This window comes from Psychrobacter sp. 1Y6, assembly GCF_052258385.2.
Lineage (GTDB): Bacteria > Pseudomonadota > Gammaproteobacteria > Pseudomonadales > Moraxellaceae > Psychrobacter.
Genome location: NZ_JBQQEW020000001.1, coordinates 244,022 through 264,254, shown reverse-complemented (window position 1 = coordinate 264,254; position 20,233 = coordinate 244,022). Strand labels below are relative to the sequence as shown.

The following is a 20,233-nucleotide window of genomic DNA, read 5'->3' as shown; positions in this document are numbered from 1 at the left end:
TAAATTGGTTTTAAGATAAGGATTTTTGGTGGCTAATCTTTTGGACACGATAGCTATATTTGGCACGATAGCCATTTTAAGAACAATGGTTATTTGGACAAAAGGGCAAAAATTTGGCTGATTTTTAACGTTATTAATATCGCTAGATGTAATCACTAGCTACTAATCAATAACTACTATATAAATGAGGTAAACATAAGACTTCTATCTGGCTGAGATACATACTTTGATAAGGATAATCGTATTAAATAACAGATTAGACACTCTTGTGCTGCACCGTTTCGATTTATTGTGCTAATACTAGTTGTTAAACAATTTAACCAGCCTGTATCTGTCAAATTAGGGCAAACATGTTAATATAATGGCACATTTTCACCCCTTCTAAACAATTCTTTGACCACCAACTGATTTATTATTAAACCAATATATAGGTTGATGAGTGGTGATAGAAGTAATAAAACAAGAGAGATAAAATTATGTCAGACCTTATTGTACATACTACCGACACAGACTTTGATCAAGACGTTCTACAATCAGACGTACCTGTATTAGTAGACTTCTGGGCGCCATGGTGTGGTCCTTGTAAAGCCATCGCTCCTATTTTAGAAGATCTAGCGACTGAGTACCAAGGTAAAGTTAAAATCGTGAAAGTAGACGTAGACAACAACCCACAAGCGGCCAGCCGTTTTGGTATTCGTAACATCCCAACACTATTTGTATTCAAAGATGGCGAAAAAGTTGATTCAGTAATGGGCCTACAACCAAAAGCTGAATTGGCTAAAGTACTAGACAAGCATTTATAAGTTAAATTTGCTCGCTTTAGATTATCTTGAGCGAGTAAAATAGAATAACCGAGAAAGCCATTATCTAACCAAGATAGTGGCTTTTTTGCTTGTTTTTTGTGCAAAAAACTCGATAATGTGACTTTTTTGGCAAAATTTATTGACAACGCTATTGTGAAGACCGTATAGTCTGCTGACAAGAGAAAACCAACTGTTTTCCTAAGTATCTTGTCGCTATTCTCCTCGTGTTTATCAACAAAAACACAATCGTCATTATAAACACCATTGCTGAACAAAATGACTAAACGCAATTACTGATATTGAGTTTTTGACGCAGACTCTTATGTAGCCTTTTTTATCCTTATTTCTTATTACCTTGCATCCAATCATGGCAATGCGTACATAAGCAGACATATAAAACCAAAACTACATAAACTACAGCGCTGTGCACACACCCATATCATCATATTACCGTTATTTTAATCACTGTCGTGACTTGTGCTGCTAATGGCATCTCTCATCTGATCAATTGCTAATGACCTATCTATGAATCTTACTGAATTAAAGAAAAAATCAATCGCTGAGCTATTGGCTATCGCCAAAGAAATGGGTCTTGATAATATGGCGCGTAGCCGTAAACAGGACATTATCTTTGCTATTCTAAAAACCCATGCGCGTAACGGTGAAGCCATCTATGGTGACGGCGTACTTGAGGTTCTTCCTGATGGTTTTGGATTTTTGCGCTCATCAGAAGGCTCATATTTAGCCGGTCCTGATGATATTTATGTCAGCCCTAGCCAAATTCGCCGTTTCAGTCTAAAAACTGGTGACAGTATCGCTGGTACGATTCGTCCACCAAAAGATTCTGAGCGTTATTTTGCATTATTAAAAGTTGGCGAAATTAACTTTGATACGCCAGATCGCTCACGTCATAAGCTTATCTTCGAGAACCTGACGCCCCTATTCCCAACTGAGCATTTAAAACTTGAGCTTGGTAACGGAACCACTGAAGATTTGACTGGTCGTATCATCGACTTGATTGCACCGATTGGTAAAGGTCAGCGTTCTATCATCGTCGCACCGCCAAAAGCGGGTAAAACGATGTTGCTACAGACCATCGCGCAATCAATCACTCGTAATAATCCTGAATGCTATTTGATCGTACTATTGATTGATGAGCGTCCAGAAGAAGTCACCGAAATGGTACGTACAGTACGCGGTGAAGTGGTTGCTTCTACTTTTGATGAGCCGCCACAGCGTCACGTACAAGTTGCTGAAATGGTCATCGAAAAAGCCAAACGTTTGGTTGAACACAAGCAAGACGTAGTGATTTTACTTGATTCAATTACGCGTTTAGCGCGTGCTTATAACACGGTTATCCCATCATCAGGCAAAGTATTGACGGGTGGTCTAGATGCCAATGCTCTAGAACGTCCAAAACGTTTCTTTGGTGCTGCGCGTAACGTGGAAGAAGGTGGTAGTTTGACCATTATTGCCAGTGCATTGATTGATACTGGTAGTAAGATGGATAGCGTTATTTTTGAAGAATTTAAGGGAACGGGTAACCAAGAGATTACGCTTGAGCGTGACTTGGCTGAGAAACGTGTATTCCCTGCGATTAATATCAAAAAATCTGGTACACGCCGCGAAGAGCGTCTATTGGACGAAGACAAGCTGCGTAAAGTATGGATTTTACGCAAACTACTTCAACCGATGGATGGCGTACAAGCTACTGAGTTCTTATTGGATCGCCTAAAAGAAGCGAAAACCAACGATGAATTTTTTGAGCAAATGAAGCGTAAATCACAAAACTAATTCTTGATTAGTTTGCTAGCCATATTTAGCTTCGATTTGATATTAAGACTACCTATAGGTAGTCTTTTTTATGGCAGCATCAAAATATTAATAGTTAAGCCAACTAAACTATGCTGCTCTGTCGTTCACAGCCATTGCCGATGATACAGTACGGCAACATCGCTTACATCTCATTTGCAAAGTTTAGCGTTTTTACTACGACTATATTATTAGTAACCGACTATTATGACAGGCAGTAGGAATATACTTGAAAATATCATGGACACAATATTTTGAAGGTATTGTATTTTAAACTTGATGACTTAATAGGTGATAATATGAAATTTGCTAAAACGATCGCAATGACTGCAATTACTAGCTCAGCACTAATCATGACTGGTTGTAACTCTTATAGCGGTATGAGCAACACAGCTAAAGGTGCTACCGCTGGCGCAGCCGCTGGTGCTCTTATTAGAAGCAAAGGCGACAGCAAAGATATCGCTCGTGGCGCATTGGCTGGTGCAGCGATTGGCGGTGCTGGTGGTTATGTTCTTGACAACAACTAAATCTTTCTACGCTGATATTATTTGACAATTGATTGAGTAATATCAGATAAAAGATGATAAAAAAGCCTGCAATTCGTTGCAGACTTTTTTATGTCTTAATTTTGATTATAAGTCCATGCGCTAGACTTATAATCAAAAACATTAGTATTAGAAATACATCATTAGTCAAATACACAGTTATTAATACATATGGCCATTAAAGTGCACCGCTGAACGTATCGCAAGATTGTACATTACCGCTTTCTAGACCACGGGTGAACCATTCGACACGTTGTTGACTGGTACCATGAGTAAAGTTATCGGGCACTACTGCACCACCACTCGCTTTCGCTAGACGATCATCACCAATTTGACTAGCTGCATTCACCGCTTCATCAAGATCTCCAGCTTCTAAAAACTGTACACGCTCTTGATTGCGCTGTGCCCATACACCAGCAAAACAATCCGCTTGCAACTCTTGCAATACTGATAGCTTATTGGACTGTGCTTGGGTCACTTGCTGACGAGCTTCATTGACCTGTTGGCTAATGCCCAGTAGCGTCTGAACATGATGACCGACCTCATGCGCTATCACGTAGGCCTGTGCGAAATCGCCAGCCTTGCCTTGGTTCTCTTCACCACCAGAGCCTTGCTGATCGCCTGAAATACCAAGATTCTGACGCATCTCTACAAAGAATGACGTATCCAAATAAACAGTCTGATCCCCTGGACAATAAAATGGACCGGTTGCAGAGCTAGCACTACCACATGCTGAGCTGACCTGACCATTAAACAAAATCAATGACGGTTCTTGATAAGTACTACCAGCTTCATTAAAGATTTGATGCCAGACTTCTTCTGTATCTGCTAGTACAACTTTTACAAACTGTGTGTCTCGGTCTGTGCTGGTTGCAAGCTCGGTAGATGACTCACTGCCACCACCTGTAACCGCTTGACCTGTCTGTAATGCGGTCATTGGGTTTACCCCAAATACCAACCACAAGATACCAGCGATAATAATACCACCGATACCACCGCCGATCATCTTACTGCCACCTGTGCTAGAGCGCACATTCGAGCTGCCTCGTCTACCTTGCCATTTCATAATTCTATTCCTCAAATATAGATTGATTCATTATTTCTATTAACCACTATCTCTATTAGCCACTACTTCTATTAATCATTAATCATTACTTATGTTATATATTATTTAGCCAGTCAATTTACGCTATGACCTAGTCTACTATCCTAAAAGCAAGTAGAAACCTATAAAATTGCTAACTTAACTAGGATTTATGTAATATAGGACGATAATCAGACTATTTAATTCAATTCTTACCCATAAAAACGGGGCTAATATCGACTATTTCAGATAAGAAACAGGAACCAGAAAAGCTCTCCACCCTTCTCATGTCTTTGATTATACGTCGATTAATTTGGCTTCTTGTATTAAAAAGTATATCGGATAGCCAAAGTAAAATGTTATTTTAAATTTTATTGTTACTTAATTGTACAGGCTATTTCTATTTACTTAGAAAACCTATAGAATGCGTGGAAGCTGAGTAGCTGTGACTAAGACTAGCTGAATTCTGAGAAATCTCGGATTTCGACCTTTGTTGCTGCTACTGCTCATTTCATTTTTCCGGAGAAAACCATATGAAACTTAAATTACTTGCTCTAGCTGGTATCATGACTGCAACTATGGGCCTTACTGCCTGTGATAGCAGCAAAGAAAACGCTGCTGAAGATTTATCTGACGCGCAAGAAGAAGTGCAAGACGCTTCTGAAGAGCTAAACGAAGCTGCTGCTGAAGGCGAAATGACTGCTGATGCTGACGCTGCTGTTGCTGGCGCTGAAGCTGACATCGCTGATGCACAAGCTGCAACTGCTACTGACGAAATGGACGCTGAAGTTCCTGTAGACGGCGACACCACTAGCGTAGACGTAGCTAGCGAAACTGATACTGCTGCTGTTGAAGCTTCTGACGAAGTAGTAGTTGAAGAAGCTCAGTAATTTATTGTTCATACAATAGATAAACTGTAGTAAAAAAAAGAGAGCCTAGGCTCTCTTTTTTTATGTCTATCATTTATGATCTTAGTAGGACTCTACTTTATAGATAACCCTAATATACGATGCATGCTGCAATATCGAAATATATAGATGTACGCAAAAATAACTAAGTGCAAATACGCACTAGCATTCTTATAAACTCACGATAAAACAGACACACTATCGTTCAGCGCAGTGCCAAACTAGGTATTAGCTATCAAACAAACGCTCGTCAACCTTCTGACGAAATTTCTGCCCTGTCTTGAAAGTAACCACACGGCGCGCGGATACTGCCACAGGCTCTCCTGTTTTCGGGTTACGGCCTGGACGGCTATTTTTGTCTTTAAGCTCAAAGTTGCCAAAGCCTGAAAGCTTGACCTCTTTGCCATCAATCAAACTCTCTGACAGCTCATCAAAAAAGTTCTCCACCAGACAGCGGCCTTCTTGGCGTGTTAGGTTTAGGTGACTCATCAAATGCTCAATCATGTCAGATTTGGTTAAGGTGCTCACAGTACGACTCCTATGCTATGTCGTGATGTCGAATATCATGGTTTAGCGGTATGAGGGTTAAGGCTAGCTATTATAAAGGTTTTTTGACCGTTTTTTAACAAAGTCTTTATTAAAATCCTTTATTAATAACCACTTAACTTATTCTATGAATAGCAATGCTCCGTAGCTTCATGGTAAAAAGACTACAGAGCATTGGGTGTAATACTTACTAAATGTTAGCTGTCGCGCAGCTGTACAGAATGCTGGTCAGTTAGCGCTTGTACCACTTTATTTGTGACAGTCTTGACGGCTTCGTCAGACAACGTTTGCGTACTATCTTGCCATATCAGTGCAAACGCTAGTGAGCGCTGGCCTGCTGGTACTTTGTCACCTTGATAGACATCAAATAACCAAAGATCAATCAGCATATTACCTGCTGCAGCTCGCACGGTTGTCTCTAGCGTCTGCAAACTGATGTCACTGTCTACCAAGATAGCAATATCGCGGCGTACTTGCGGGAACTTGCTTGGTGTCGTGATGGCATGCTGCTCACGTGCAACCATCAATAACGGTGCCAGTGACAATTGAGCGACCCATGTAGTAGGCAAGTCCAATTGCTTAGCAGTATTTGGGTGCAACTGACCCAACCAACCAACATATATATCATCGATATATAACTCAGCGCTTTGTCCTGGATGCAGGAAGCTTAGCGTACTACGCTCGTAGCGGATACGTGCGCTATCGATTTGAGCTGGTAATAGCTGCTCAATATCATGCTTTAGGTCATAAAAATCTAAGGCGCGGTTTTGATAAGCTTGCTCGCTCCATATATCACCAACTGCGACTAAAGCAATGCTTGGGGTCTGTACTAAGTCACTAATACTTTGTCCAACAAAGCTAAGACCCGTCTCAAAGAAACGTACGCGTGGCTGTTGACGATTTAAGTTATATTGCACACAAGGCAATAGGCTCGATAGCAAGGTACGACGCATAACCGCCAAATCACTAGAGATAGGGTTTGCCAGTGCCAATACCTCCCCTAGCGCTTCGTCATCAAGCAATGCTTCTAGTTTTGCATCACTAAAGCTAAAGCTGATCGCTTCCATATAGCCGTTGTCGACTAATGATAGCTTCATCTCATGCGTCAAATCTGCAGTATCATCATAATCCATGCTGACTTGCAAATGTGGCAGGACACTTGGAATATTGTCATAGCCATAGATACGAGCAATTTCTTCGATTAAATCCTCGCGGATACTCATATCAAAACGATAAGATGGCGGCTTGCAAATCAGTGAATCGCTCTGCTGCTCTACGTCAAAACCCAATTGGGTCAAGATACGTACCATCTCAGATGGTTCAATATCAATCCCAATGACATCACGAACTTTCGCGATTGGCAATATAATTGGCGCGCGTGCTGGCAAATTCTCAAGGTTTTCGGCCGTGACTATTTGTCCTGCCTCCCCGCCAGTAATACTGGTGATTAAATCACAGGCTCGTGCCAACGCCAATGCTGGCAATTCAAAGTCGACGCCACGCTCAAAACGCTGTGATGCGTCCGTATGTAGCCCGAAACGACGTGCGCGCGCAGCAATGGCTAACTGATTAAAGAAAGCGCTTTCTACAACGATATTGGTAGTGCTATCAGTGACACTGCTACGCTGACCACCCATGATACCAGCCAGTGCCAAGGCACCTTTGTCATCAGCAATCACAAGCTCATCACCGGTCAAGGTAACGGTTTGCTCATTCAGCAAAGTAATGGTTTCATCAGGCTGTGCCAAACGTACAACGATATCACCTTCGATCGTGTCTGCGTCAAACGCATGTAACGGTTGACCCAATTCCATCAATACATAGTTGGTCACATCGACCAAGAAATTGTGTGAACGTAGACCAGACTGTACCAGCGCATCTTGCATCCATTTTGGAGTATCGATGCTACGATCAATATTACGAATCGATTGCAACAGATAGCGAGGGCACGCTTCCTTTGCATCGACTGTCACAGCTGGTGTTGCGGCAGTGCCAGCGGTATTGGCCGAGATTTCTGGCATTTGTACAGGTAAGTCGTTAATGACAGATATTTCGCGAGCGATACCACGTACGCTAAAGCAATCACCACGGTTTGGGGTGATTGAGATATCCAATATTTGATTATCTAGACCTAGATATTCACGGATATCCGTACCAACTGGTGCATCTTCTGGTAATTCAAGCAAGCCATCTATATCATCGACTAAATCAATTTCAGAAGCGCCGCATAGCATGCCGTTTGAGGCCACACCGCGTAGCTTACTCTTTTTGATTTTAAACCCTTTCTTATCATCGCTTGGCAATACCGCACCAACGGTAGCAACCGGTGCTTTCATACCGACGGTCACATTAGGCGCGCCGCAGACAATTTGTAGCGGCTCAGCGTCACCGATATTTACCTGAGTAACACGCAATTTATCTGCATCAGGATGCTGCTCAACGCTGATGACTTCACCGACAACCACACCGCTAAAAGCACGGGCGACTGCATAGCGATCATCAATCTCAAGACCTGCCATAGTCAACTGTTCGGCTAACTGTTCGCTAGTATTTGTAGGGTTTACCCACTGACGTAGCCACTGTTCGCTAATTTTCATAAATATCTCGGATCAGAATTTTATAATAAAGATGTTGGAGTAAAGCTTGGCGAATTCACTTGCTATAGTCAATCCTATATAAATTAGATACAGCGTCAGGCTCGCTCAGTCTACGACTTGTAGCACTTTCACTCACCTTTCTTGGATCTAAATTATCTTGAACTGACTATATAGATATAAGGAACACTCTAGCCAAATTGCTTTAAGAAGCGCACGTCATTTTGGAAAAATAAGCGCAAGTCATCAATACCGTAATACAGCATCGCAAAGCGCTCGATACCCATACCAAAAGCAAAGCCAGTGTATTTATCGCTATCGATACCGCAATTGGTCAATACTTGTGGATGCACCATGCCGCAGCCCATCACTTCAAGCCACTTGCCATTGTCATCTAAGATATCCACTTCTGCAGACGGCTCAGTGAATGGGAAAAACGACGGACGGAAACGTACGGTCAGCTCTTTGGCAAAAAATGCTTCTAGAAACTCACTGATTAAACCTTTTAGCTCAGCAAAAGTGCTCGACTCAGTGACCATAAGGCCTTCTAGCTGATGGAACATCGGCGAATGAGTTTGATCTGAGTCGTTACGATAAACACGACCTGGGCAAATGATGCGAATCGGCGGCTCATTTTTTTCCATGGTACGAATCTGGACAGGACTGGTATGCGTACGCAATAGATAATGCGCATCGAAATAAAAAGTATCATGCATCGCGCGCGCAGGATGGTGCGACGGGATATTCAACGCTTCAAAATTATAGTAGTCACTCTCGACTTCAGGGCCAGTTGCGACATTGAAACCCGCTTGAATAAAGTACTGCTGCATACGCTGAGTAATCATAGTTACTGGATGCAGATGACCTTTTTGACCACCGCGAGCAGGCAAAGTAATATCAATGCTCTCGGCCTCTAACTTGGCATTGAGCGCTGCGACTTCTAGTTGTTGCTGTTGGTCTGTCAGTGCTTGCTGAATGCGACTACGCACTTGATGCAACCAGCCGCCATAAGTTTTTTTATCGTCAGAATCAAGCTTACCCATCTGCTTTGACCAGCCCGTTAACGGACTCTTTTTACCAGTCAATTGCACACGTAAATCTTGTAGTGTACGCGCATCAGTTACTTGTAGGATTAGAGCTTCAGCAGCATTTGCAAATTCGGTAAGCTGAGCTTCATTAAGCTCATTAAGCTCTGAAGACAAGGTCGGTAGCGCCGACAAGTCGTTGGTGGCAGCAGGGTTAGTCATAAGACGCATTATTCCTGATTTGAACGGACTATTAATTGTAGGGATTTGACCAAATATTGCAAACCATTTATCCAGCTATGTTTATATAAAAGATTAATACAAAGGCTGGTTATAAGAATGGCTTGAATATTTAGACAATAATAAGCGTATTTTTGCTCAACAAAGTTCAATATAGAGCACGCTTAAAATAATTTAATATAAAAAAAGCCACCGACCAGCGGTAGCTTTTATTAATATCATACTATTAATCAATATTAGTCCTATCCATTTAGACAATTGCTTATAAATAATTATTTAAAAGCATCATACCCAAAGGACGGTTAATATTTAGGCCAATTCCGCTTTTGCTTTTTCGACCAATGCTGTGAAAGTCGCTGCATCATGCATAGCGATGTCTGCTAGAACGCGACGATCGATTGCAATGTTTGCTTTTTTCATGCCATTGATGAAGCGGCTATAGCTTAAGCCGTTTAAGCGTGCACCAGCATTGATACGTGCGATCCAAAGACGACGGAAAGTACGTTTCTTGTTGCGACGGTCACGATAAGCATATTGACCAGCTTTGGTCACTGCCTGTACCGCTACGCGGTAAACACGTGAACGGGCACCGTAGTAGCCTTTTGCGCGCTTTAAGATTTTTTTGTGACGGCGATTTGCCTGTACACCACGTTTTACACGGGCCATAATTTACTCCAAGATTTTTTAATCACTGTTAAGCGAGTGATGATGCCGTTAAATAACAAACATCATTGTCAGATTGCAAAGTCAAATATTTTCAATCAAAGATAGATGACGGTAGGCTATTAAATGTATGGGCACATACGACGAACTGCTGCTTCGTCAGACTTGTGCACCAACTTAAGACCACGCAATTGGCGAATACGCTTAGCTGATTTCTTGGTCAAAATATGGCTTTTGAATGCTTGCTTACGCTTGAAGCCATTCGCTGTTTTTTTGAAGCGTTTAGCTGCGCCGCTTCTGGTTTTCATCTTAACTTTCATGATGATTTGCCTCTTTTTCTGTTTTAGAACCTGGTCGTCAAATAGTCACACTGAATAATCGTTATATAAATAACCACTAAACCTCTATTTGCCTCGAGGTGGGAGGCGCTATTTTAGCAGATAGTGCCTTGTTTTGCCAAGTAAAGTTTTGGCGAGGTTTTAGTAGACAATATATACAAGTAATCAGCATCAAATAAGCGATAGCAGCTCTCTTAAAAGCCTTAATAAAACGGCTGATTTTTATTCAAATAGATTGAATGTCAGCCTAAGCTGTGCTTAAGTAGAGACTGAGCTATATCTTCATATAAACACTATTAAAACCACCTTATCTTCATATAAACACTATTAAAACCACCTTATCCACCATAAGTATTTACGCTGTAATGTATAGCTATAACGATAACAGTGCTACTAACCTACAGCACGATAAATAGAACAATCTTTGGCCATCACTCTAGGAGATAGTGTGTCAAAACAAGAGTTAGTATTTGACGACGACTTGTTTGTTTTTGAGACAGTGATGCGTGTGCGTCATACTGAAGCCGACGCAGTACAGCATATGACGGTCGAATCTCTGACAGCGCTATTGTCCGAAGCACGGCTAAGGTTTCTATATGCTAAAGGTGTTAAAGAAATCAATGCAGACCATCAAGGCTTGATTATTGATAAATTGCAGCTAGATATTGTAAGCCGTATCCGCGTACGAGAAGAGCTGTTATTTGAAGTTGGTGTCGAGCCAATATATGATAATGGCGGTAATATAATTCTAAAGGTCACGCGAATGCACACGGGCGAGATAGTAGCAAAAGCGTGCCAGCATTTTAGAGGTTACGACTTTAACCTCAATAAAGTGACCAAGCTTGATAACACGATCAAAGAAGCGTTGTATCCGCATTTATTTAGACTGTAGAATCGCTTGAATACAAGTAGTATGCTGTCATTTAGCATAGTTGCACTCTATAGCGCATTTAGCTGACATCATATTGCTAGCTGTTAGTATATTGCAGAGCATTTCAGATAATCTCCCCGCTTTAATCATAAGTAGTATAATTGCTTATCACTCTTTTCCACTTTCTACCTATAAGACGACGAATACATTATGACTTTACCTGCTTGGCTGACTGCCGTAACTTTTAATGATGATGGTTTGATTCCTGCAATTGCTCAAGATCATCAGACAGGTCGTATTTTGATGATGGCGTGGATGAATGCAGAGGCATTACAGCTCACTGCGCAAACCCAAACAGCGGTTTATTTTTCGCGCTCGCGTGCTAAGCTGTGGCACAAAGGTGAGTCATCAGGTCATACGCAAACTGTGCATGATATTCGTCTAGACTGTGATGCAGATGTGATTGTGCTTAGTGTGACTCAGGCTGGCGGCATTGCTTGCCATACGGGACGTGAGTCGTGCTTTTATCAGCGGTTGGATTTATCAGGTCAAACGCCTGAATGGCAAACCGTCGATAAAGTACTAAAAGACCCTGTGGATATTTATCATTCTCATGAATCTACTAGCGACACTCATGAAACTGAAAACACTGGCGCGAATACTAATTCTACTGATATGTCTCAATCGCAATCTGATACTGCTCAAGCACAAGTCGATAAAGCCTCTGTACTACAGCAGCTTGATAGCGTATTAGCAGAGCGCAAACAAGCCGATGCCGACAGCTCTTATGTGGCCAGCCTGTACGCCAAAGGATTAAATAAAATATTAGAAAAAGTTGGTGAAGAAAGTACAGAGAGCATCATTGCTGCCAAAGATTTTGCTAACTGCGATGAGAGTATAGATAAAGCAAGCTATGATGAAGCGCGTCATGAGCTGATCTATGAAGTCGCAGATGTCTGGTTCCACACTTTGGTCGGACTGGCCTGGTTTGATATAGAGTCGGATGCCGTGTTAAACGAGCTAGGCAGACGTTTTGGGTTATCCGGTATCGATGAAAAAGCCGCTAGATAAGCCTAAATAAAAAATAACGTCTATTTTATTTGATTATTGTTGCTTTCACCTATTTGTAATAAGTGCAGGTTATAATATAGCTCTGTTTTATCTCGCATTATATGTCGATGCTTTTTGTTTGATAGTTGGACCTTTTTGCAAACTAAAAGTAGGCATATAAATACTGAAAACCAGGTCACAAGGATACCATTATGGGTAGTTTTTCTATTACACATTGGCTGATACTATTGGTCGTTGTCGTTGTCGTGTTTGGCACCTCAAAACTCAGAAATGCTGGTAAAGATTTGGGCGGTGCTGTGAAAGGCTTTAAAGAAGCTGTTAAAGATGAAAATACAGAGCATGCCAAAAAACACGCGGTTCTTGACCACGATGCGACGGCACACACTGAAGAGCGCTCAACCACTAAGGTTGATGATAAGCATAACGTATAGCATCTAAACAGTGACATCGGACCATTATGTTTGATATCGGGTTTTCTGAACTACTTCTCTTTGGCGTTATCGCCCTAATCGTACTGGGCCCAGAAAAACTGCCGCAGGCAGCGCGCACGGCTGGGCAATGGTACGCCAAAATTCGCCGTACAGTCTCAACATTGCAGTCTGAAATAGAGGCTGAGCTTGACTTGGCTGAGACACGCCAGCAAATGCAAAAAGAGCTTGCAAAAATTCGCCAGACTGAAGCTGAAATGAGGCGTGAGATGGCTGAGATGCGCGGCAATATGAAAGCTTTTGAAAGCTCACATAGTCCTGCTTCGATAGATTCTGTAACTGCTACGAATGCTGCAAACAGCAAAGGCGACGAAGCTGATGAAAATAACCGCACACAAAAGCAGCAATCAGCCATACCAAAAGCATTCGACTATGCTTATGCCACTGACGAGCAGTCAGATTCAATAGAAAACGGTCAATTATCGAAGCGCGGTCACAGCGGTGACGATATAAATGATTCAAATGTAGATGATATAAATGTGAGTGACAACGCCAAGGCAGCACCAGTTGTTCAGACCATCACTACCCGACCGTGGGAAAACATGTGGTTTCGACTTGGCGCTTATGACAAAGCACGTCGGCTTCCAATGCCACCATATGTGCCAAACTATAAAGCTGATGCCCTACTCAACAGTCCTGCCAACATGCAGACTTCTGACCATAAGCAGGAGACTGATTGATGTCATTATTCAAGCGCAAAAAAAGTCGTCAAGAGAAAATCGCTGTTTCAGATAATCCTGCTTTAGATGGCATTGATCAAGACAATAAAGCAACAACTGATAGCACTCAAAACGAATCATCAGACGATGTTTTAAGCTCTTTGGCTGATATGCCTATTACCGAGCATTTGATTGAGCTGCGTCGGCATTTGATCAAGATATGTGTGGCGATACTGATAATATTTTTAGGTTTGGTCGGCTATTCGCGCGAGCTATACAACTTTTTATCTGACCCACTGGTTGCACAGTTACCTGCCAACTCGACCATGATTGCCACCGATATCACGTCAAACTTTATGGCACCGATACGTTTGACCGTATTTGTAGCCGCGTTTTTGGCGATGCCCTATATCCTTTATCAAATTTGGTCATTTGTAGCGCCCGGTCTGTATAAAAAAGAAAAGAAAATTGCTATTCCAGTGCTGCTATCCTCTATATTTCTGTTTTATGCAGGTGTGGCTTTTTCTTACTTTATTGTGCTCAAAGGGGTCTTAAAGTTCTTTATCATGTTTGCCCCGCAAAACGTACTACCCATGACAGATATCGACAGCTATCTTAGTTTTGCCTTAAAACTATTTATGGTATTTGGCTTAACGTTTGAAATTCCAGTCGTTACTTTGCTATTGATATTGGCAGGTATTGTCTCCATTCAGAGCTTAGAAGAAAAACGTCGTTATATCATTGTGGGCTGTTTTGCTGTGGCTGCCGTTGTCACGCCGCCAGATGGCGTATCGATGCTCATGCTAGCGATTCCGATGTGGTTGTTGTTTGAGCTTGGTTTGTTTTTGGCGAAGATTTTAATCAAAGAAGAGCCCAGTCCTACTCTCGTATCGACAGACAAAGAATAAAACACTTACCAGTCTAATCCAGACTAAAATAAAGTTATTGATTACATATAGCTATGCGTTAAACTACCATTACACCGTTTTATTCTTGCCTCATTAGTAAGCTGATTGCTTACTATCACGCTTTAGCATCACCATCATCTATAAGCCATTGTTTACCCAGTGGCTTTTTTTGCCCCTTTTGTTTTTAATCAATTTTTGTATTTAGGTAGCTTTATTATGTCCGCATCTATGCCAGCTTATATGAGCGATCCCACTGACGAGCAGTTGAGCGCGTTGAATATGGCGATGGATCACAAGTCGTTTAAAGTGGTTGCTTATGCGGGCGCCGGTAAGACAACGACGCTCAAGCTAATCGGTGAGCGCTTACGTGGCCGCGGACTGTATCTGGCTTTTAACAAAGCGATTGCCAATGATGCTCGGTCAAAGTTTCCGCCGCATGTAGAGTGCCGTACTTTTCATTCATTAGCTTATCGTCATGTTGCTCGTGATATTACCGCCAAGCTATCTTTGCCGCGCTTTTCACCTAAGCGTCTCGGTGATGATTTGGGACTACAGCCTGTGCAAGTGCGTCGGCAGATGGATGGGGTTAATAAATACATTAGGCTGACACCCGCACGATTGTCTCGGTTCGTCAGCGATGCAGTAAGTAATTTTTGCAGCACGCATGCCAGCTATCCTGCGCCAAGGCACATACTATTCCCAAGCTGGCTCGATGACTCAGATGCAGAGCAGCTGCGCGAGATGCTCTACCCTGCTGTTGAGCAGCGCTGGTTACAGTCGATTGATGCGCGTCACCCTGCTGGTATTGGCCATGATATTTATCTCAAGCTCTGGGCGTTGTCTAAGCCTAGTATTCCAGCGGACTTTATCTTGTTCGATGAAGCACAGGATGCCGATCCCTTGATGATGGGTATCTTGACCCAGCAGTCGAGACAAGTCATCTATGTGGGCGACGCGCATCAGCAGATTTATGAATGGCGCGGCGCGGTCAATGCGATGAAAAAGCTACCATTACCGCAGACGTTATTGACACAGTCTTTCAGATTCGGTGAGCCGATTGCAGAAGTGGCCAATACCTTATTAAAAGCACTACAAGAGGACGTACCGTTAAAAGGCAATCCAAACAAGCAATCCTCTACCGATAAGGGCATGGTACATAGTAAGAAAGATGCTATTTTGTGCCGTACCAATGCTGCTGCCATGTCGCAGCTGTTGACAGGTTTAAAGCACGGGCATCGCGTGGCGCTACAGGCAGATACCGACCGTATGCTCAAATTCTGTCAGGCAGCCGAAAACTTAAAAAATGGTAAATCAGCTTACGGTGTACCTGAGCTGGCGTATTTTTATAACTGGGGTGATGTGCAAGAATATGCCGAAACCAATGAGGGTAGCGATCTCAAAACACTGGTTAAACTGGTCGATGACCATGGGACCAACGTCTTGAGCCAAGCGGTCAATAGTCTGACTAGCATTGAAAATGCTGATTATGTCATCTCTACCGCTCATAAAGCCAAAGGGCTAGAATGGGGCAAAGTACAACTAGATGATGATTTTTACTACGATGTGACCACCAATGCGGTCAAAATAAGCCCAGAAGAGTTGCGTTTGCTCTACGTTGCTTGCACGCGCGCGCAAAGCAATTTGGATATTCATAATATTAAAGACTTGATATCAGGATTACAGACGGGCAAAAAAGTGATTTTTGGTAATACTTAATCACCCTACACCTCTGTCAGTCTCAAGTTTTATTCAATCTCTCTTATAACGACCCTTTAGCAGTGAATCACCAGCATGAATAATAGCCAGCAACTTCAAGAACGTCAAAATACTATTAATCAGTTATTTGCAGCTCCCGTGCGTTTACTCGCACCTATGGAGGGCTTGACCGATCCATTAATGCGGCAAATTTTAACGCAGATTGCCTCAGATTTGGGCCGTCCTTATGATTGGTCAGTCAGTGAGTTTATTCGCATCACTCAGCACGTCTTGCCTGCGCATGTGTTTTATAAATATGTGCCTGAGCTACAACATGATGCCAAAACGGCCTCTAGTACACCCATTCATGTACAGATTTTGGGTAGCGAAGCGCAGCTGATGGCAGAAAACGCCGCGTACGCTTGTGAGCTTGGTGCGCCTGCTATTGACATCAACTTTGGCTGTCCGGCAAAAACGGTCAATAGCCATCGCGGTGGTTCTGTATTGTTAGATGAACCTGAAACCATGTATCAGATTATCAATGCCGTACGCCAAGCCGTTCCCGCTCATATACCAGTATCAGCTAAGATTCGTCTGGGCTATACCGACACCAGTCGAATGGATGATATTCGCGGCGCAATTGCCGCAAGTGGTGCCGACTGGCTAACCATTCATGCACGCACTAAGACCCAAGGCTATAAGCCGCCCGCCTATTGGGACAAAATCCAGAGCTTTAATGCGCTCGATATTCCAGTCATTGCCAATGGAGAAATTTGGAACTTTGAGCATGCGCAAAACTGTATGACGCAAGCAGGTACACAGCATTTAATGTTAGGTCGCGGCGCAGTAACGCGTCCTGATTTAGTGGCACAGGTTGATAATTGTACTGAAAAAAGTACTGACAGCGGAGAGAATACGGCTACATTGTTATGGCAAGATTTGATTGCCCATCAGATTAAGTTTTTGGAAGGTGAGGCAAAGAACGATGTGGTATTGGTCGGACGCTATAAGCAATGGTTAGGAATGCTTACCAAAGGCTATGTTGAGGCACAAACAGTGTGGGAAAGTCTCAAACGAGAAAAAAATAAAGCGGTGATTATTAGCGCCCTACAAGCAAGCGTACGAGATTAATCACTTGCTTGTATTTGAGCGTTTTGGCGGTTACGGGTATTTTTACTAGACGCTGACTCGTATCGCTAAATAAAATAGCATCAGACAGCAGGCCATTGATAGTACCCAGAGGATAGAGCGGAACATTGCCAAGTTAGTAATATACGCCACACAAAAACCAATTCGTATCATCACATACAGCCAAGCCAATACGTTGATAATCGACTGCGGTACAAAGAAAAGCATCGCTACCAATACTGCTGCCAAGAATACTGGCAAGGTTTCATAACTGTTTTGTTGTGCTGCATTAGCACGTGCTGCCATGCCTGTTGCATTTTGAAAAAATTCGCGAGGATGTGCATTATTTCTGATTCTAAAGCCACCAGATACTTTTGCAACGACTGACACCGCCCATGGTAGTAGGCTTGCTACCACCATGGCTAAAATGGCAGACGCCACTTTATCAGTTACCAACTCAAAGAATGCACTTATCATTATATAAGTCCCTAGCCTGCAACCACTTCGAAATCATGGGTGATATTGACCCCACCTGCTACTAACATACGGCTGGCAGAACAGTATTTTTCTGCTGATAACTGGATAGCTTTTTCGACTTGTTTTTCTTTAACATCTTGACCAGTGACAACGAAATGCATATGAATATCAGTATAGACCGCTGGTACAGTTTCAGCGCGCTGGGCGGTTAGCTCACAACGTACATCCGTCACTGCTTGGCGTGATTTCTGTAAAATCTCTACGACATCATAACTAGCGCAGCCGCCAAGTCCTAGCAAAATCAGCTCCATTGGGCTTGAGCCTTTTTCTTTATCAGCATCGATTTGTACATTATGTCTTGATGGTGATACGCCCATAAAGGCTTTGTTCTCTTGCCATATGACGCTTGCTTTTGATTCTGACATTGCAGATGTTCCTTATTTTAAATGGCGTATTGCCTATTATTATTGTGTGAATGATATATTGCCCAGCTAGTGTAGCATAAGCCAAAGCAAGATTTTATAGGCTCATTGTTTTGCTGTTAACTCACCAGTGAAATCTGTGCTTTTATCACTTTATACATATCGAAATAGTGGAGTTCGATAGTTTATTAAATAATCGTATGTCCATACGCCTATTACTACTCTTCAACACTTGCCTAAAAATGCCATATAAAAACCTACAAAAGTTTGCTTATAAATAGTTGATTTTAAAAGGTAAAACTCGTGAAACATTTTATAGCAAAATACTGTTACACATTTTGCTTGTTTCTTGGTTTAATAACGGTAATGAATCTTGTTTTGAGCGGATATCGATAACAATCACCTTATAATAATTACGATTGCTATCACGGTTTCAAGTCAAAACAAGCTATTTTTAAACAAATTAAAAGGTTTAGTCATGATAGATGCAGACGGCTTTCGCGCCAACGTCGGCATCATCTTGGCAAATACACAAGGGCAGGTTCTGTGGGCAAAACGTATTGGTCACAACGCTTGGCAATTTCCGCAGGGTGGTATCGACCGCGGGGAGACGCCGATGGATGCAATGTATCGCGAGCTCTGGGAAGAGGTCGGCTTACATCCGCGTCACGTAGACTTATTGGCAGTCACGCAAGACTGGTTGCGCTATCGTTTGCCAAAACGTTATGTACGTCATGGTCAGCATCCCTTATGTATTGGGCAAAAACAAAAATGGTTTTTGCTACGCTTAGATGAGCCAAATACTCAACATATCCGCTTTGATGAAGGGAAACCTGAATTTGACCATTGGCAATGGGTCAGCTACTGGTATCCACTCGGACAAGTGATTCACTTTAAACGAGGCGTTTATCGTCGTGCCTTACAAGAATTGGTACGCGAACTCCCCCTAAAGCAAGAGCTGATCATTCCTGAGCAAAATAATCATCTGCTTATGTAATGAATCACTTAATAGTACAATGCAAAACACCCACGATAGTAGCTAGAATGTTAGCAATTACCGTGGGTGTTTTTTATTATCTACTAACAGTCATTGTTAGTGACTATCAAACTCTCGGCTAACAATGTCAGCCGTGTAGTTTGCTCCCGTATCTCTCTCTTTGCGCAACGTTAAGATGCTTTGAGTGCGGGTACCATAAGTAGGTTTGCTAGTTTCAGTGTCGCCAAAAGCGACGGGTTCAATATAAACAGACGATAACATCTGCTCCACTTCAAATGCCACGCCAGTAATAGGCAGTTTGTCTTCTGGTGCTTTGATACTATCTGACAAGACATTAAAAGCCGCCGCTTGCCAGTACGCAGGCGAACTATCCTCCGCAATCAATGGCAGCACTTCTTGACGTAGTCGCCCGCGCAACCGCTCTGTCTTAAACCAACTGTCCTCTGGTTGACCATTAGAGATAACATGTAGACCTGAATATAATGGCGTGGGTGCATGGCCACGATTATTGACGATCACAGCTTGCGCAGCGTCACCAATGATCAGATTAAAGCCCGCATAATCCTGCAAATCAATCTGCCGTGCAAAATCCATCGGACTTAGAGTCCCTGTTAAGAACTCAGTGACCAGCGCACCACGTGAGCACTCATCACTGCTTGCCTGCACACCATCACGAAAATTCAATACTGCAGCCCAACGACCATTTTGTTGATGATACTCTGCACTCTGCGCTGGTGACACTTGCTGATGAATGCCTAACCACGTACCACCGCTTTGTTTATCGCGTCCAGCATAAATAGGTTGGTCAGACCACTGGTGGAGCGGCTCAGTTGGGCGCTGCAAAAACTCATCACGGTTAGACAGTAGTACCAGCGGTAACTCATCAAATAATTGCCAAGCAATAGCGACAATACACATAGCTTTCCTTTTATAATAATTTTCGTTATGCGGGTAATTCT

Annotated in this window: 21 protein-coding genes; 12 read left to right on the top strand and 9 right to left on the bottom strand. The window is 42.5% G+C overall.

Annotated elements, in window-relative coordinates; genetic code table 11:
* Positions 1 to 476: 476 nt before the first annotated feature.
* The 3 genes from trxA to ACTXGF_RS14755 all read left to right on the top strand — a co-directional run bounded on the left by trxA (position 477) and on the right by ACTXGF_RS14755 (position 3,142).
* The gene (gene trxA, locus ACTXGF_RS14765; RefSeq protein ID WP_057761928.1) at positions 477 to 803 is read left to right on the top strand and encodes a thioredoxin; all 327 of its coding nucleotides are present in this window, start codon (positions 477 to 479) and stop codon (positions 801 to 803) included.
* 525 nt (positions 804 to 1,328) lie between these two features.
* On the top strand, positions 1,329 to 2,597 hold the full coding sequence (gene rho, locus ACTXGF_RS14760) for a transcription termination factor Rho (RefSeq protein ID WP_055125334.1): 1,269 nt from the start codon (positions 1,329 to 1,331) through the stop codon (positions 2,595 to 2,597).
* A gap of 317 nt (positions 2,598 to 2,914) precedes the next feature.
* Positions 2,915 to 3,142, top strand: coding sequence for a YMGG-like glycine zipper-containing protein (locus ACTXGF_RS14755; RefSeq protein ID WP_101204904.1), 228 nt, complete (start codon positions 2,915 to 2,917; stop codon positions 3,140 to 3,142).
* A 196-nt stretch (positions 3,143 to 3,338) separates the two neighbouring features.
* Here ACTXGF_RS14755 and ypfJ read toward each other — a convergent pair whose 3' ends face one another.
* Positions 3,339 to 4,226 carry a KPN_02809 family neutral zinc metallopeptidase gene (ypfJ, locus tag ACTXGF_RS14750; RefSeq protein ID WP_443534954.1) on the bottom strand — a complete coding sequence of 296 codons (888 nt, stop codon included), beginning with the start codon at positions 4,224 to 4,226 and terminating at the stop codon, positions 3,339 to 3,341.
* 551 nt (positions 4,227 to 4,777) lie between these two features.
* Here ypfJ and ACTXGF_RS14745 point away from each other — a divergent pair.
* Positions 4,778 to 5,134: a hypothetical protein gene (locus ACTXGF_RS14745; protein ID WP_057761933.1), complete on the top strand. Its 357-nt coding sequence runs from the start codon at positions 4,778 to 4,780 to the stop codon at positions 5,132 to 5,134.
* Positions 5,135 to 5,380: 246 nt separating this feature from the next.
* Here ACTXGF_RS14745 and ACTXGF_RS14740 read toward each other — a convergent pair whose 3' ends face one another.
* The 5 genes from ACTXGF_RS14740 to rpmI form a co-directional block, all read right to left on the bottom strand.
* On the bottom strand, positions 5,381 to 5,680 hold the full coding sequence (locus ACTXGF_RS14740) for an integration host factor subunit alpha (protein WP_057761935.1): 300 nt from the start codon (positions 5,678 to 5,680) through the stop codon (positions 5,381 to 5,383).
* 215 nt (positions 5,681 to 5,895) lie between these two features.
* Positions 5,896 to 8,295: a phenylalanine--tRNA ligase subunit beta gene (gene pheT, locus ACTXGF_RS14735; protein ID WP_443534955.1), complete on the bottom strand. Its 2,400-nt coding sequence runs from the start codon at positions 8,293 to 8,295 to the stop codon at positions 5,896 to 5,898.
* Positions 8,296 to 8,483: 188 nt separating this feature from the next.
* Complete coding sequence (gene pheS, locus ACTXGF_RS14730) at positions 8,484 to 9,539, bottom strand: phenylalanine--tRNA ligase subunit alpha (RefSeq protein ID WP_443534957.1); 1,056 nt, start codon at positions 9,537 to 9,539, stop codon at positions 8,484 to 8,486.
* 327 nt (positions 9,540 to 9,866) lie between these two features.
* Positions 9,867 to 10,223 carry a 50S ribosomal protein L20 gene (gene rplT / locus ACTXGF_RS14725; RefSeq protein WP_011281252.1) on the bottom strand — a complete coding sequence of 119 codons (357 nt, stop codon included), beginning with the start codon at positions 10,221 to 10,223 and terminating at the stop codon, positions 9,867 to 9,869.
* Between the two features lie 119 nt (positions 10,224 to 10,342).
* Positions 10,343 to 10,540, bottom strand: coding sequence for a 50S ribosomal protein L35 (rpmI, locus tag ACTXGF_RS14720; protein ID WP_057761939.1), 198 nt, complete (start codon positions 10,538 to 10,540; stop codon positions 10,343 to 10,345).
* A gap of 466 nt (positions 10,541 to 11,006) precedes the next feature.
* On the opposite strand from rpmI, the gene ACTXGF_RS14715 reads away from it, so the two are divergent.
* From ACTXGF_RS14715 to ACTXGF_RS14685, 7 genes are all read left to right on the top strand, one after another.
* Positions 11,007 to 11,450, top strand: coding sequence for a thioesterase family protein (locus ACTXGF_RS14715; RefSeq protein WP_443534959.1), 444 nt, complete (start codon positions 11,007 to 11,009; stop codon positions 11,448 to 11,450).
* A gap of 189 nt (positions 11,451 to 11,639) precedes the next feature.
* Positions 11,640 to 12,500 carry a bifunctional phosphoribosyl-AMP cyclohydrolase/phosphoribosyl-ATP diphosphatase HisIE gene (hisIE, locus tag ACTXGF_RS14710; RefSeq protein ID WP_443534961.1) on the top strand — a complete coding sequence of 287 codons (861 nt, stop codon included), beginning with the start codon at positions 11,640 to 11,642 and terminating at the stop codon, positions 12,498 to 12,500.
* Positions 12,501 to 12,691: 191 nt separating this feature from the next.
* Entirely contained in the window at positions 12,692 to 12,931 is a 240-nt protein-coding gene (tatA, locus tag ACTXGF_RS14705; RefSeq protein WP_057761945.1) for a Sec-independent protein translocase subunit TatA, read from the top strand.
* Positions 12,932 to 12,957: 26 nt separating this feature from the next.
* Positions 12,958 to 13,668 (top strand): Sec-independent protein translocase protein TatB, encoded by a 711-nt coding sequence (tatB, locus tag ACTXGF_RS14700; RefSeq protein ID WP_443534963.1) that lies wholly within the window; start codon positions 12,958 to 12,960, stop codon positions 13,666 to 13,668.
* Entirely contained in the window at positions 13,668 to 14,555 is an 888-nt protein-coding gene (gene tatC / locus ACTXGF_RS14695; protein WP_443534965.1) for a twin-arginine translocase subunit TatC, read from the top strand. Before tatB ends, tatC begins: the two co-directional genes overlap by 1 nt.
* 216 nt (positions 14,556 to 14,771) lie before the next feature.
* Positions 14,772 to 16,271: a UvrD-helicase domain-containing protein gene (locus ACTXGF_RS14690; protein WP_443534966.1), complete on the top strand. Its 1,500-nt coding sequence runs from the start codon at positions 14,772 to 14,774 to the stop codon at positions 16,269 to 16,271.
* Between the two features lie 75 nt (positions 16,272 to 16,346).
* On the top strand, positions 16,347 to 17,381 hold the full coding sequence (locus tag ACTXGF_RS14685; protein ID WP_443534968.1) for a tRNA dihydrouridine synthase: 1,035 nt from the start codon (positions 16,347 to 16,349) through the stop codon (positions 17,379 to 17,381).
* Positions 17,382 to 17,426: 45 nt separating this feature from the next.
* On the opposite strand, the gene ACTXGF_RS14680 is transcribed toward ACTXGF_RS14685, so the two are convergent.
* On the bottom strand, positions 17,427 to 17,855 hold the full coding sequence (locus tag ACTXGF_RS14680; RefSeq protein WP_397477888.1) for an MAPEG family protein: 429 nt from the start codon (positions 17,853 to 17,855) through the stop codon (positions 17,427 to 17,429).
* Between the two features lie 11 nt (positions 17,856 to 17,866).
* Positions 17,867 to 18,280 carry an OsmC family protein gene (locus ACTXGF_RS14675; protein ID WP_443534970.1) on the bottom strand — a complete coding sequence of 138 codons (414 nt, stop codon included), beginning with the start codon at positions 18,278 to 18,280 and terminating at the stop codon, positions 17,867 to 17,869.
* Positions 18,281 to 18,755: 475 nt separating this feature from the next.
* Here ACTXGF_RS14675 and ACTXGF_RS14670 point away from each other — a divergent pair, with 475 nt between their 5' ends.
* Positions 18,756 to 19,274 (top strand): RNA pyrophosphohydrolase, encoded by a 519-nt coding sequence (locus ACTXGF_RS14670; protein WP_057761956.1) that lies wholly within the window; start codon positions 18,756 to 18,758, stop codon positions 19,272 to 19,274.
* A gap of 96 nt (positions 19,275 to 19,370) precedes the next feature.
* Here the strand turns inward: ACTXGF_RS14670 and ACTXGF_RS14665 are convergent, their stop codons facing one another.
* Entirely contained in the window at positions 19,371 to 20,192 is an 822-nt protein-coding gene (locus tag ACTXGF_RS14665) for an NRDE family protein (protein ID WP_443534972.1), read from the bottom strand.
* Between the last annotated feature and the right edge of the window lie 41 nt (positions 20,193 to 20,233).